Origin of the sequence: Salinibacterium sp. TMP30 (assembly GCF_038397785.1) — a bacterium.
Classification (GTDB): Bacteria; Actinomycetota; Actinomycetes; order Actinomycetales; family Microbacteriaceae; genus Rhodoglobus.
The window spans coordinates 2071373-2083873 of record NZ_CP151642.1; the positions used below are offsets into that span (position 1 = coordinate 2071373).

The window sequence follows — 12501 nt, forward strand, 5'->3', positions numbered from 1 at the left end:
GCCTCCTAGAACATTCCGGCGGCGATGAAAATGACGAACGCGATCGCGAAGCCCATAACACCGATCAGTGCTTGACCGACAGTCCAGGTGCGGAGCGTGGTCTGGGTGTCCATACCGAAGAAGCGGCTGACCAACCAGAAACCAGAGTCGTTCACGTGACCAGCAAAAACCGATCCGGCGGCAAGTGCGAGCACGATAGCCGCGAGCTCTACCGGGTTGAGGCTTGAGTCAGCCAGAACGACAGGCTGAACGAGCGCTGCCGCGGTGGTGAGGGCGACCGTTGCTGAACCCTGTGCGACGCGAATAATGGCGGCGATCACGAATCCGGCAACGATTAGCGGCATGCCGATTGAGTCAAGCGAAGCAGCAATGCTCTGACCGATTCCGCTGGCGCGCAATACGCCACCGAACATTCCACCGGCACCGGTGATCAGGATGATTGAGCTAACTGGGCCGAGAGCACTATCGACGATGGTCTCGACGAGTGAGCGCTTCTTGTTGCGCTTCCACCCGAGCAGCCACATTCCGAAGACGACAGTGATGAGCAAAGCGATCGGAGTTTCTCCCAGTAGACGAAGAACCTGAACGATGGGGTTCTCGAGGTCGACTGCTCCGGCTGTTGCTAGTGCGTTGAGTCCGGTATTCATGAAGATTAGGACGAGCGGAAGAAGAAGCAAGAAGAGGATGGTTCCGAGCTTGGGGTCTGACTTGAACTCTGCTGCCTTCTCGTCATCCGCATTTCCGAACAGGATGTCGGGGATGGCAATGTCGAAACGCTTACCGGTCCAGGTGCCGAACTTGTAGCCGACGACGTACCAGGTGGGGATGGCGACGATGAGTCCGAAGATCAGTACTAGGCCAACGTCAGCACCGAGCAGTCCGGTTGCGGCGACGGGGCCTGGGTGCGGCGGAACGAAGATGTGCATGACCGAGAATGCAACGGCGGCGGGGAAAGCGTACAGCAGCAGCGAACCACCGAGGCGACGGGCAACGGTGAAGATGATCGGCAGCATGACAACGAGTCCAGCGTCGAAGAAGATGGGGAAACCCATCATGAGCGAGGCTACGGCCAAGGCCAGCGGCGCCCGCTTTTCTCCGAAGCGTCGGATGAGTGAGTCGGCGAGCACTTGAGCTCCACCACTCATTTCGAGCATCCGACCCAGCATTGCGCCCAGACCGACCAAGAGGGCAACGCTGGCGAGGGTACCCCCGAACCCCGACGAGAGTGTCGGGATTATCTGGTTCGTGGGGATACCTGCTGCTACCGCGGTCACGAGGCTCACGATGATCAGCGAGAGGAACGCGTGTACGCGCCCCACGATAATCAGCAGCAGCAGCAGCGCGATAGCTCCCGCGGCAAGAAGGAGAAGGCCCCACGTGGGCAACTCCCAGAGCAATTGGAGGTCGGTCATCATTGTCCTAATTTCTGTTGTGCAGCTCAGTCGACAAAGTTGTCGGTGAGGTCTTTGTTAATCGACCGGATAATGTCGTCCGGAGTCTGGGTGAGGTCGACACGGATGCCGCGCTCATCGCTCGATAGCGGTTCAAGCGTGCTGAACTGCGAGTCGAGAAGGCTATTGGGCATGTATTCATGGTTGCGGTGCGATTGGCGTTCAGCGATGACCTCTTGATCACCCTGCAAATGCACGAAGACAGTGGATGGGGCGTGGGAGGTGAGGAGCTGCCGGTATGAGCGCTTTAGCGACGAGCAGGCCACGATTATCGGATTGCCTTCGGCGAGTTCGGCGCCGATTCTGTCGGCGATGATTTCTAGCCAGGGTGCGCGGTCTTCATCAGTTAGAGCGTGCCCCGCGGCCATCTTTGCCTTGTTGGCACTCGGGTGCAGGTCGTCACCATCGATGAACTTCATGCCGAGCGTCTTCCCGAGGGCAGCGCCGACCGTCGACTTTCCAGAACCGGAGACGCCCATGACGATCAGGGGCGGAAATTTCGAAGCCACACTTTTCCTTACAGTCGACGCGACGTTACGTCTGATATCAATCTGACCAGTGTGCCTTAAAGCAGACTTATTACAAAGTCAGGCAAAAGATATCTCCGTAACTCGGGGATTTGATGCTGCGCCTACCAGCATCCCAGCGCCTGCCTATTCGCTCAAACACTGGTAGAACACCGAGCACCGTGGGAGGATGACGACACGGAAGGATGACGCCATGAGCGAGAACCTGAATGACCCAGTCGAGGTATTAGAACTGGAAACCTGCTGGGAGCTACTGCGCACTGCCAGTCTGGGCAGGATTGCAGTCAGCTTTCGGGGAGAGCCAGAAATCACACCGGTCAACTTCATCGCGGTCGGTAATCGGCTACTGCTGCGCACTGCGCAAGGAACCAAACTGCTGAAGCTCACGATCAACGACAAAGTCGCGCTAGAGACTGACTCGGTGGGGGAAGAAACGGCGTGGAGCATCGTGGTCAAGGGAACCGCGCGAGTGATCGAGTCTCAGGAAGAGATCTTCGAGGCCGACCAGTTGCCGCTGCAGCCGCTCATCCCCACCCTCAAATACGTGTGGGTTGAGGTCACTCCCACCGAGATCTCGGGCCGCCGCTTCACGCTGGGACCTGAACCTGAACGGTACTGAGCGCCAAACGGTAGTGAGCGCCAAACGACGCTGAACTCGAACGGGTGCTTACCTGGCCCCCTAAAGCGTCCCCTTCGCCGGGGTGCCCATCGGAATCGCGGTCAGCCGAGTGACGTCTACCGGAGCCGTAAGGTGCTCCCCAATTTCGGCAACGAGGGCTGCAACAGCAGGGCTTGAGCCGTGGGCATCCAACAACTCCACCGACCCCCACTTCTCGATCATTACGAGAGAACCATCGGCAGCTTCGTGAATCGCATACAGCTCACAGCCGCGTTCATCGTGCACGCCGGCAATGGCCGGGCGGAGTGCAGCAAGCACAACGTCGCGACTCTCGGGGCGAAAGTGGAATACGGCAGTAACGATCACAGGCTGGCTCATATCTTCACGCTACTCCCTAGTTTCTCAACAATCACGCTTCCCAATCGACGTGCACAATGCCAGCTGAAGGGATGCCGCAAACCCTGCCCACGCGGTGCCCTAGGCTTGATGATTGGGCCACGACCCACCACTTTGTCCCTGAGCCAAGGAGTGCACCACATGACCGCTGCTGAGCAAGCAACCGCAAACATTGGCGTAGTAGGGCTCGCAGTTATGGGCTCTAACCTCGCCCGCAACCTTGCAAGCCGCGAAGGCAACACCGTTGCGATCTACAACCGCTCCCACTCGAAGACAGAGACGCTGCTCACTGAGCACCCCGAGGCAGGATTCGTTCCAGCATCCACTTATGAAGAGTTCGCCGCATCGCTCTCGACGCCGCGCACGGCAATCATTATGGTTCAGGCCGGCAAAGGAACTGACGCCGTGATCGACGCCCTCACCGAAGCCTTCGAGCCCGGCGATATCATCGTCGATGGGGGCAACGCGCTCTTCACTGACACCATCCGTCGCGAGAAAGCGGTACGCGAAACGGGTATCAACTTCGTCGGTGCCGGCATCTCTGGCGGCGAAGAAGGCGCACTTCTCGGCCCCTCGATCATGCCCGGTGGTTCTGCCGAAGCGTGGCAAACTCTGGGCCCGATCCTCAAATCGATCGCCGCCGTTGCCGAAGGCGAGCCGTGCGTTACCCACGTCGGCACCGACGGTGCAGGCCACTTCGTCAAAATGATTCATAACGGCATCGAATACGCCGACATGCAACTGATCGCTGAAGCCTACGACCTCATCCGTCAGGGCACCGGCGCTACCCCCGCCGAGATTGCCGACATCTTCGCCGAATGGAACAAGGGCGAACTCGAAAGCTACCTCATCGAGATCACGGCAGAAGTTCTGCGCCAGATTGACGCGAAGACCGGCAAGCCGCTCGTGGATGTCATCCTGGATCAGGCCGGATCCAAGGGCACCGGCGTGTGGACCGTGCAAACTTCGCTCGATCTGGGGGTTCCCGTCTCAGGAATTGCCGAAGCCGTGTTCGCGCGCGCCGTCTCCTCGAAGCCCGCCCAGCGTGCGGCATCCAGCGCACTGCCAGGCCCCAGCACAATTCCGGCCGTTGCTGACAAGGTTGCGTTCATTGAAGACGTTCGCCAGGCCCTCTACGCATCAAAGATCATCGCGTATAGCCAAGGCTTCGACGCCATCGTTGCCGGGGCTGAAGAGTACAACTGGGACATCAAAAAGGGCGAAATTGCCAAGATCTGGCGCGGAGGGTGCATCATTCGTGCACGCTTCCTGAACCGCATCACCGAGGCGTATGCCGAAAACCCCGGCCTCGTGGCACTCGTCGCAGCACCATACTTCACTGACGCGATTGGTGGCACGCAGGATTCTTGGCGACGTGTTGTTGCTGGGGCAGCCGCTGCCGGCATCCCGACCCCCGCGTTCTCGTCATCGCTCGCATACTACGACAGCCTGCGCGCACCGCGCCTGCCTGCTGCCCTCGTTCAGGGTCAGCGTGACTTCTTCGGCGCTCACACGTACAAGCGCACTGACATGGATGGCACTTTCCACACGCTATGGTCGGGCGATCGCACCGAAATCGAAGCGAACGACTCGCACTAAACCTGCTGGCGGCGGGCCGCCTGCGCGCCACCTCCCTCGTGGCCACCAGCGCCCTCACAGCGCTGGGACTGCACGCAGAACACAGCGTGCAGCGCGCGGTGACAGAATGGGTGAACGATGAGCGAATATGACGACGAGCCGGAACTGGCTGGCTATGTGCCACACGGTGATCGCCCGTTGCGCTCACGCGCCTACATGAACGTCATACGGGTCGTTGTGGTACTCGGGCTTGTGGGCCTCGTAGTGCCCGGTATCGTGTCTGCTGTCGGCACCGCCAACAACACCGCGACGCGAACGTGTGGTGTCTACACCGAGTATCTGGCGCCTCAAGCGGTGTCGTTCGACATCCGCTTTGAGCTATTCGGGCAGGGAGAACCTGGCTGGAAATGCTACGCAATCGCGTTCAACGGCACCGAAACTCTGCTGCGCTCGATGGGGCTCATTCCCGGGCCCGCCGTGATTCCAACAGGCCCGGCAGACAAGACCTAGGTGTAGTTCCCAGGGACGTTGTGATCGTTTGAGTTAGCGAGGACCTCCGGCAGGATGTGGGTTACCACACTCATATCTCTAACCGGAGGTCCTCGTGACTCACAGTAATGCTCCCTTTGCCCCGCAAGGACGCCTTCGTCTTGCGCGGCTGATCGTCGAGGACGGTTGGTCGTCCCGACGCGCCGCGGAACGATTCCAGTGCTCGCCAGCGACGGCAGCAAAGTGGGCTGCCCGTTTCCGGGCTGGCCAGCCGATGACGGACCGATCCTCACGGCCGAGATACTCACCCGCTCGCACCCCGATTCGCATCGAGCGACGCATCATTGCCCTCCGGTTCACTCGTCGCTGGGGACCACACCGGATCGGCTATCACCTGCATCTGAATCGATCGACGGTGGAACGGGTGTTGGCCCGATATCGGATGCCGAGGTTGGCGTGGCTGGACCAAGCGACCGGGCTTCCTGTTCGGCGGCCGAGGCCGGTCCGCTACGAGAAGGCCATCGCGGGAGAGCTGGTACATGTCGATATTAAGAAACAGGGCCGCATCCCAGACGGTGGCGGTCACCGGATGCTCGGCCGCGCGGTCGGCCGTCCCAACAAGGGACACCACGGCGGCCGCGGTTATTCGTTCCTGCACCATGCCGTCGACGACCACTCCAGGCTTGCCTACTCTGAGATCCTTACCGACGAGAAGAAGGAAACCGCAGCAGGTTTGGATCCGCGCCAACAAGTTTTTCGCCGCGGCGGGCATCACTGTCACCGCCGTGATGACCGACAATGGCGCCTGTTACCGGTCACAACACTTCGCGGCTGCTCTCGGCGAGATCACACACGTTCGCACGCGTCCCTACCGGCCGCAAACCAACGGAAAAGTTGAACGATTCAACCGAACACTCGCCACGGAATGGGCCTACGCCGCTACCTACCTCAGCGACGAAGCTAGAGCCGCTGAATATCCGATCTGGCTCCACCACTACAATTTTCACAGACCCCACACCGGCATCGGCGGCCAAACACCATCAGACCGCGTCCACAACCTCAGTGGGAACTACAACTAGGACGCGGCCGGCGAGTAGCTCTATGAGGTGTGCGGCGATCTGGGTGAAGGTTGGGGCGTCCACAACATCAGAAGCACGGATCTGATGGATGCGCTGCGGACCGAGGTCACGCTGCGGATTGACGAGTGTCTCCCATCGTCCTTCGACAGTTCCTTCGGCGTCGACATGGACCACCGCAATTTCAATGACGCGGTCGTGCCCACCAGCGAACAGCCCCGTCGTCTCAAAGTCGATTACCGCGAACCCAGGTCCGGCCATGTGCGCCCCCTATCAGTCTCGTGACACTGTAGAGAAAGTCGCCGACTCGCCGGTGGCGCGCGCAAAGGCACGGTTGCGCCTCTGCCTGCGTCAGTAGTCGAGTGGTGACACTGCGGCACTCGCATCACCTTCCCCGACCGTCGCACCGCAGCGCCAACAAGGGGCAGGCAGTTCGACTTCGACGAGGGCACCACACTCAGCGCAGACTTGCGGCAGCCAGCACGCCGAGTCGCCATGTCTGACGTGGGCACCGCCATCCGCGCTGTCGTCGGCAAATTCGCTCACGCATCTATTGTGCACCCAACACGCCGACACCTATCAGGTGCCATTCAGGAAACACGCAGATAATGAGAAGATGGCTGACGGACCCAAAATTCTGATTGTTGACGACGAACCCAACATTCGCGACCTCCTCACCACGAGCCTGCGCTTCGCAGGATTCGCAGTGCGTGCGGTAGGGAGCGGGGCACAGACGATCTCGGCAGTTCTTGAAGAAGAACCCGACCTCATCATCCTCGACGTAATGTTGCCCGACATGAACGGGTTCGGGGTGACAAAACGGCTGCGTGCATCTGGGTACACCTCCCCCATTCTTTTCCTCACCGCTAAGGACGACACCGAAGACAAGATCATGGGCCTCACCGTTGGTGGGGACGACTACGTCACGAAGCCGTTCAGTCTCGACGAGATCGTTGCGCGCATCAAGGCAATCCTCCGCCGCACAATGGCCGATGACGAAGAAACGATCATCCGTGCCGGCGACCTCACCATGGATCAAGACACCCATGAGGTCTCGATCGGGAGCGAGCAGATCGAGCTCAGCCCCACCGAGTTCAAACTTCTGCGTTACCTCATGCTTAACCCCAATCGCGTGCTCTCGAAGGCTCAGATTCTCGACCACGTGTGGGAATACGACTTCAACGGCGACGCCGGCATTGTGGAGAGCTACATTTCTTACCTTCGCCGCAAGCTCGACATCCATACCGAAGAGCCGCTCATCCAGACGAAGCGTGGCTTTGGTTACATGTTGAAAGCAGCCAAGGTCTAGCTAAACCTTGTGGCCAGCCCGACTCATGTGAGTCGTCAGCTGGCCATATCTGGTTCCCGATTCCCAGCCACGCAAGGTACCGTTCACTATCATGCAGGAGAACATCCCCGACGCGTGGAGCCGCATCTCGCTTCGCACAAAAGTCACCGGCGTCACGGTGCTTCTGCTCACCATGGGACTCCTCGTTGCCGGTGTCGGCACCGCCGCAGTCTTGCGCGACTATCTGCTGCAACAAACGGATGAAAAGATCACCGCCGCCGCCGATGGGCTCGATGGCCGAATCCAATACACCGGAACAACACGTGACCCCCAGTGCAGCGTTTCTCGCCTGCCCAACGACCTCTATTTTGCGGTTCTCAACCACGATGGAAGCATGCGGTGCAATAGCCGCGAAGAGGATGCCGCACGCCCCATCCTTGAAGGCATAACGATTGCGGTAGCCAACGCTCAGACCGGCGCATTCACGCTCCCGAGCACCGCCGTCGGAGGCCAATGGCGCGTTATTGCTTACCCCGCGATCAGCACCATCGGGCCCGATTTTGTGACAATCGTGATTGCACGGGATTTGGTTGATTCCAATGGGATCGTCGCCCGCTATGCCGCAATCTTTCTCTTCTTTGGCCTGACGGTCGTGATCGTCGGTGGCGCCCTCACCCGCCTTCTGGTGACCTCCACCTTTGCGCCACTACGTGAAGTCGAAGCCACCGCTGCGCGCTTCGCTGACGGTGACTTCGACCAGCGACTCTCAGGAGCAACGCCCAATACCGAAGTCGGACGCCTCAACCGCTCCCTCAACTCGATGCTTGGCCGAATCGATCGCGCCTTCGCCGACCGGGCACGCACCATCGACCAGATGCGTCGTTTTGTCGGTGACGCCAGCCATGAACTGCGCACCCCCTTGGTTACGGTGCGCGGTTACGCCGAGCTCTACCGCATGGGCGCCATCACCCAACCGGATGACGTCTTGCAGGCGATGGAGCGAATCGAAAAAGAAGCCATCCGCATGGGTGGACTCGTCGAAGACCTTCTTGAACTAGCCCGCATCGATGAGACCAAGCCACTACAACTCACCGAGGTCGACCTGCTGCCGCTGGCAAACGATGCCGCTATGGATGCCCTCGCCTCCGCCGGACGCACTGTTAACGTCATCAACACCCACCCCACAATCAGCGCACACCCCCAGGTCACGCCCGAACCCGGCACCGGCACCCTAGACATTGAGTTGCCCGAACTTTCGCAGCCTCAACCGGGCACTCCGGCGCGCGGTGTCGCCGCTCTCGCAACCGGCTCCATCGCCGCTGCCGGCGCCCGTCTTTCGCGCCTTGCCTCGCGCAAGAAATCCGTCGCGGCTGCCAAGGCTGCGGCACGGATCACGCAGGTAGCTGCCCCACCACCAAAAGATCTGCATGCCGTGGTGATGGCAGAAGAGAACAAAATCCGCCAAGTGCTCACCAACCTTGTAACAAACGCCTTACGCTTCGCCTCGCCTGATACTCCGGTGGAAATTGGTGTCGGCGTTGATCGCGAACGCCAAATGGCTGTGCTGTCTGTGATTGACCATGGCGAGGGCATCCCAGCGCAGATTCGCGACAAAGTATTCGAACGGTTCTGGCGCGCAGATAGCTCCCGCAACCGCGATACCGGCGGCAGTGGCCTCGGACTCGCGATCGTTGCTGCGATAGTGCACGCCCACAAGGGCACCGTGCAGGCGCTGGAAACCCCTGGCGGCGGCGCAACGTTCCGAGTGGAGCTTCCCCTCCTCCCCAGCCCGCCAGACACCCCAGAGGGCACCGAAGAGGACTAGCCTTCAGGATGCCTGCGGCCGCCGCTTACCGTCGAGACATGACTCGATACCAAGTAGATAGCGATGCCGTCCTCAGCGCGACCGGAGCAGTGCAAAACTCCATCGGCCGCATCCAAGCAGAAGTTGCCGGCTTACACGGCCAACTCACTAACCTTCAAGGGTCATGGACGGGTCAGGCCGCGACAGCCTTCTCCACCGTCGTCACCGATTGGAAGGCAACCCAGCAGCGGGTAGAAGAGAACCTCGCAGCCATCAATCACGCCCTCACGCAGGCCGGTCAACAGTATGCGGAGATCGAGGCAGCCAACGCTCGCCTCTTTGCACGCTAAAAGGTCTCTGGCGGCTTGCAGTCGTTAACACCAGAATGGGCGCCTCCCGAAGGAGACGCCCATTCTGTGTACTGCGGTGAAGCTCTGTACTGCGGTAAAGCTCTGTGCAGCGGTAAAGCTCTGTGCAGCGGTGGGACTTAGAAGTCCATGCCGCCTGACGGGTCACCCATCGGGGCCGCGTTCTTCTCAGGCTTGTCAGCAACAACAGCTTCGGTCGTGAGGAAGAGCCCAGCGATCGACGATGCGTTGAGCAGAGCCGAACGGGTTACCTTAACCGGGTCGTTGATGCCAGCAGCGAGCATGTCGACATATTCGCCGGTTGCTGCGTTGAGGCCGTGACCAATGGGAAGGTGACGAACCTTGTCAGCAACAACACCAGGCTCCATGCCGGCGTTGAGTGCAATCTGCTTGAGCGGTGCATCGATAGCAACACGAACGATGTTCGCTCCGGTTGCTTCGTCGCCGACCAAGTCAGCCATTGCCTGGCTGTCGAAGGCGATCTTGCCAGCCTGAATCAGGGCCACGCCACCACCGGCGACGATTCCCTCTTCAACAGCAGCCTTTGCGTTGCGAACAGCGTCCTCAATGCGGTGCTTGCGCTCCTTGAGTTCAACCTCTGTTGCCGCACCAGCCTTGATTACTGCCACACCGCCGGCGAGCTTCGCGAGACGCTCTTGGAGCTTCTCACGGTCGTAGTCGCTGTCAGTGTTGTCGATCTCGGCACGGATCTGCTTTACGCGACCTGCGATTGCCTCTTCTTCACCAGCACCTTCGATGATCGTGGTCTCGTCCTTGGTGATAACGACCTTGCGGGCGCGACCGAGGAGTTCAAGTGTTGCGTTCTCCAGCTTGAGGCCGACCTCTTCTGAGATGACCTGTCCACCAGTGAGGATCGCGATGTCAGCGAGCTGAGCCTTACGACGGTCACCAAAACCGGGAGCCTTGACAGCAACCGACTTGAAGATGCCACGGATCTTGTTCACGACGAGAGTTGCAAGCGCTTCGCCGTCAACGTCTTCAGCAATGATGAGCAGCTGCTTGCCGCTCTGAATTACCTTGTCGACGATGGGGAGAAGATCCTTGATGTTTGAGATCTTGCCGTTGACGATCAGTACGTAAGGGTCTTCGAAGACTGCTTCCTGACGCTCCTGGTCGGTGACGAAGTATGCCGACAGGAATCCCTTGTCGAAGCGCATACCTTCGGTGAGCTCAAGCTCGGTGCCGAATGTGTTCGACTCCTCAACGGTGACAACACCTTCCTTGCCGACCTTGTCGATCGCCTCAGCGATAAGTGCACCGATCTCAGGGTCACCAGCAGAAATGGATGCGGTAGCCGCAATCTCTTCCTTGGTCTCGATTTCTTTGGCGCTCGCAACGAGTGCTTCGATTACCGAGTTGGTGGCCTTTTCGATACCGCGCTTGAGGCTGATGGGGTCTGCACCAGCAGCTACGTTGCGGAGGCCTTCGCGAACGAGAGCCTGTGCAAGAACAACAGAGGTGGTCGTGCCGTCGCCGGCTACGTCATCCGTCTTCTTTGCTACCTCTTTTACGAGCTCAGCACCGATCTTTTCGAACGGGTCATCGAGCTCGATCTCCTTGGCGATGGATACACCGTCGTTCGTGATGGTGGGAGCGCCCCACTTCTTCTCAAGAACTACGTTGCGGCCTCGTGGGCCAAGCGTGACCTTTACGGCGTCAGCGAGAATGTTCAGGCCGCGCTCGAGGCCGCGACGGGCCTCTTCGTTGAAAGCAATGATCTTTGCCATGTGTGTTTCTCGTCCCTCCCGGACGTCGTACAAGCGAATAAGTTGGCACTCGACCTACGCGAGTGCCAAGGTCAAAATTAGCACTCGATAGGGGCGAGTGCAAGACGGCGCAGCGCACTCGACAGGGGCGAGCTCGTGGAGGTGACGTCAGCTATTCGGTGGGTTCTTCGCTTGGTGCTGCGGCGGGGGTGAGGTAGTCGGAGCCGAGCACGATGGTGAGTTGTGCGGCGGGGAATACGTCGGGTTCGACGAATCGGATTGTTCCGACTCCGAGGGCGGTGACGAGGCCGGAGGCTACGTCTTCGTCTTCGGGGTTGCTGTAGTAGACGTAGGTGGTTTCGATGTCGCGGGCTGAGGCTGGTGCGGCGCTTCCCATGGGCCATCCGGCGGTGGTGAGTTCGTCGAGCACGGTTGTTTGTAGTCCGCTTTCGGCGCTTCCGTTGAGTATGTCGATGGTGAGTGTGCGGGCGGGGTCGATGGTGGTGGGGTCGGTGATGGGTTCTACGGTTTCGACGGGTTCGGGGGTTGCCGCGGGTTCTGTGGGGGTGGCGAAGAAGGGGATTCCGAGGTCGTCGTCGAGGTATTGGCTGAGGGCGAAGAGTCCTCCGAAGACCAGTATGCCGGTGGCGAGTAGTGCCCAGGCAAAGCCGATCCAGCCGCGTCCGCGTCGTTTGGGTCCGCGGTGTGCGCCTATGCGTTCGACGTCTTCGGGTGTTTCGTCGAATCGGTCTTTCGGGTAACTCGCCATTGCTTAGTTTGTCGCTTCTTCGTTGTGGTGGTTGGTTGTGCGTACTGCGCGGGTGTTCGTGCGTGTGTCTCTGTTGCGGAGTAGTCGTGAGACCAGCATGGGGTCGTATTTCACGGCGTCTTGTGTGTCGATTACGGCGTTGAGCATTTGATAGTAGCGCGCACTTGATACGTGAAACTGGGTGCTGATGGCTTCTTCTTTGGCTCCGACGTGTCGGGTCCATTCGCGTTCGAAGTCGAGGATGTGGATCGAGCGTTCGGGCAGGTTGCTCGGGGTGTGTGATGTGGATTCGGTTTCAGACACGACAAGACCTCCAATATGCTGGCAATCCTAGGGTGTTCTTGCTAGGTGATTGCCTAACGACGCGGCTTAGGAGACCAATTTGCGGTCGTCAAGGTTAGGATTGCCT

Annotated in this window: 13 protein-coding genes and 1 pseudogene; 7 read left to right on the forward strand and 7 right to left on the reverse strand. The window is 59.7% G+C overall.

Going from position 1 to position 12501, the window contains the following annotated elements; genetic code table 11:
* Nucleotides 1-5: 5 nt before the first annotated feature.
* Together AADH44_RS10035 and AADH44_RS10040 are read right to left on the reverse strand one after the other, a co-directional pair.
* A complete protein-coding gene (locus AADH44_RS10035) occupies nucleotides 6-1415 on the reverse strand; it encodes a GntP family permease (protein ID WP_341952665.1) in 1410 nt (469 codons plus the stop codon).
* Between the two features lie 23 nt (nucleotides 1416-1438).
* Complete coding sequence (locus AADH44_RS10040) at nucleotides 1439-1960, reverse strand: gluconokinase (protein ID WP_341952666.1); 522 nt, start codon at nucleotides 1958-1960, stop codon at nucleotides 1439-1441.
* Between the two features lie 187 nt (nucleotides 1961-2147).
* On the opposite strand from AADH44_RS10040, the gene AADH44_RS10045 reads away from it, so the two are divergent.
* Entirely contained in the window at nucleotides 2148-2597 is a 450-nt protein-coding gene (locus tag AADH44_RS10045; RefSeq protein WP_341952667.1) for a pyridoxamine 5'-phosphate oxidase family protein, read from the forward strand.
* A 60-nt stretch (nucleotides 2598-2657) separates the two neighbouring features.
* Here AADH44_RS10045 and AADH44_RS10050 read toward each other — a convergent pair whose 3' ends face one another.
* Complete coding sequence (locus tag AADH44_RS10050; RefSeq protein ID WP_341952668.1) at nucleotides 2658-2975, reverse strand: putative quinol monooxygenase; 318 nt, start codon at nucleotides 2973-2975, stop codon at nucleotides 2658-2660.
* A gap of 159 nt (nucleotides 2976-3134) precedes the next feature.
* Between AADH44_RS10050 and gndA the strand changes: the two genes are divergently transcribed.
* The 3 genes and pseudogenes from gndA (at nucleotide 3135) to AADH44_RS10065 (ending at nucleotide 6139) form a co-directional block, all read left to right on the forward strand.
* Nucleotides 3135-4592, forward strand: coding sequence for an NADP-dependent phosphogluconate dehydrogenase (gene gndA / locus AADH44_RS10055; RefSeq protein ID WP_341952669.1), 1458 nt, complete (start codon nucleotides 3135-3137; stop codon nucleotides 4590-4592).
* Nucleotides 4593-4709: 117 nt separating this feature from the next.
* A complete protein-coding gene (locus tag AADH44_RS10060) occupies nucleotides 4710-5081 on the forward strand; it encodes a hypothetical protein (protein WP_341952670.1) in 372 nt (123 codons plus the stop codon).
* A 94-nt stretch (nucleotides 5082-5175) separates the two neighbouring features.
* Nucleotides 5176-6139 (forward strand): annotated as a pseudogene (locus AADH44_RS10065) (IS481 family transposase).
* Here AADH44_RS10065 and AADH44_RS10070 read toward each other — a convergent pair.
* The gene (locus tag AADH44_RS10070) at nucleotides 6101-6397 is read right to left on the reverse strand and encodes an exonuclease domain-containing protein (protein WP_341952671.1); all 297 of its coding nucleotides are present in this window, start codon (nucleotides 6395-6397) and stop codon (nucleotides 6101-6103) included. The pseudogene AADH44_RS10065 and the gene AADH44_RS10070 overlap by 39 nt on opposite strands.
* Nucleotides 6398-6752: 355 nt before the next feature.
* Here AADH44_RS10070 and AADH44_RS10075 point away from each other — a divergent pair, with 355 nt between their 5' ends.
* The 3 genes from AADH44_RS10075 (at nucleotide 6753) to AADH44_RS10085 (ending at nucleotide 9578) form a co-directional block, all read left to right on the forward strand.
* A complete protein-coding gene (locus AADH44_RS10075; RefSeq protein WP_341952672.1) occupies nucleotides 6753-7445 on the forward strand; it encodes a response regulator transcription factor in 693 nt (230 codons plus the stop codon).
* A gap of 91 nt (nucleotides 7446-7536) precedes the next feature.
* Entirely contained in the window at nucleotides 7537-9249 is a 1713-nt protein-coding gene (locus tag AADH44_RS10080) for a HAMP domain-containing sensor histidine kinase (protein WP_341952673.1), read from the forward strand.
* 38 nt (nucleotides 9250-9287) lie between these two features.
* A complete protein-coding gene (locus AADH44_RS10085) occupies nucleotides 9288-9578 on the forward strand; it encodes a WXG100 family type VII secretion target (protein WP_341952674.1) in 291 nt (96 codons plus the stop codon).
* Between the two features lie 137 nt (nucleotides 9579-9715).
* Here AADH44_RS10085 and groL read toward each other — a convergent pair whose 3' ends face one another.
* The 3 genes from groL to AADH44_RS10100 all read right to left on the reverse strand — a co-directional run bounded on the left by groL (nucleotide 9716) and on the right by AADH44_RS10100 (nucleotide 12395).
* Nucleotides 9716-11344 (reverse strand): chaperonin GroEL, encoded by a 1629-nt coding sequence (gene groL / locus AADH44_RS10090; protein ID WP_341952675.1) that lies wholly within the window; start codon nucleotides 11342-11344, stop codon nucleotides 9716-9718.
* A gap of 151 nt (nucleotides 11345-11495) precedes the next feature.
* A complete protein-coding gene (locus AADH44_RS10095; RefSeq protein WP_341952676.1) occupies nucleotides 11496-12092 on the reverse strand; it encodes a LytR C-terminal domain-containing protein in 597 nt (198 codons plus the stop codon).
* 3 nt (nucleotides 12093-12095) lie between these two features.
* Nucleotides 12096-12395: a DUF3263 domain-containing protein gene (locus AADH44_RS10100; protein WP_341952677.1), complete on the reverse strand. Its 300-nt coding sequence runs from the start codon at nucleotides 12393-12395 to the stop codon at nucleotides 12096-12098.
* Nucleotides 12396-12501 lie beyond the last annotated feature (106 nt).

What these genes read in the sequence shown, in the direction of transcription:
- AADH44_RS10035 (WP_341952665.1), bottom strand. Translation starts at nt 1,415, where the DNA reads ATGATGACCGACCTCCAATTGCTCTGGGAGTTGCCCACGTGGGGCCTT.
- AADH44_RS10045 (WP_341952667.1), top strand. Translation starts at nt 2,148, where the DNA reads ATGACGACACGGAAGGATGACGCCATGAGCGAGAACCTGAATGACCCA.
- AADH44_RS10050 (WP_341952668.1), bottom strand. Translation starts at nt 2,975, where the DNA reads ATGAGCCAGCCTGTGATCGTTACTGCCGTATTCCACTTTCGCCCCGAG.
- gndA (WP_341952669.1), top strand. Translation starts at nt 3,135, where the DNA reads ATGACCGCTGCTGAGCAAGCAACCGCAAACATTGGCGTAGTAGGGCTC.
- AADH44_RS10060 (WP_341952670.1), top strand. Translation starts at nt 4,710, where the DNA reads ATGAGCGAATATGACGACGAGCCGGAACTGGCTGGCTATGTGCCACAC.
- AADH44_RS10070 (WP_341952671.1), bottom strand. Translation starts at nt 6,397, where the DNA reads ATGGCCGGACCTGGGTTCGCGGTAATCGACTTTGAGACGACGGGGCTG.
- AADH44_RS10075 (WP_341952672.1), top strand. Translation starts at nt 6,753, where the DNA reads ATGGCTGACGGACCCAAAATTCTGATTGTTGACGACGAACCCAACATT.
- AADH44_RS10080 (WP_341952673.1), top strand. Translation starts at nt 7,537, where the DNA reads ATGCAGGAGAACATCCCCGACGCGTGGAGCCGCATCTCGCTTCGCACA.
- AADH44_RS10085 (WP_341952674.1), top strand. Translation starts at nt 9,288, where the DNA reads ATGACTCGATACCAAGTAGATAGCGATGCCGTCCTCAGCGCGACCGGA.
- groL (WP_341952675.1), bottom strand. Translation starts at nt 11,344, where the DNA reads ATGGCAAAGATCATTGCTTTCAACGAAGAGGCCCGTCGCGGCCTCGAG.
- AADH44_RS10095 (WP_341952676.1), bottom strand. Translation starts at nt 12,092, where the DNA reads ATGGCGAGTTACCCGAAAGACCGATTCGACGAAACACCCGAAGACGTC.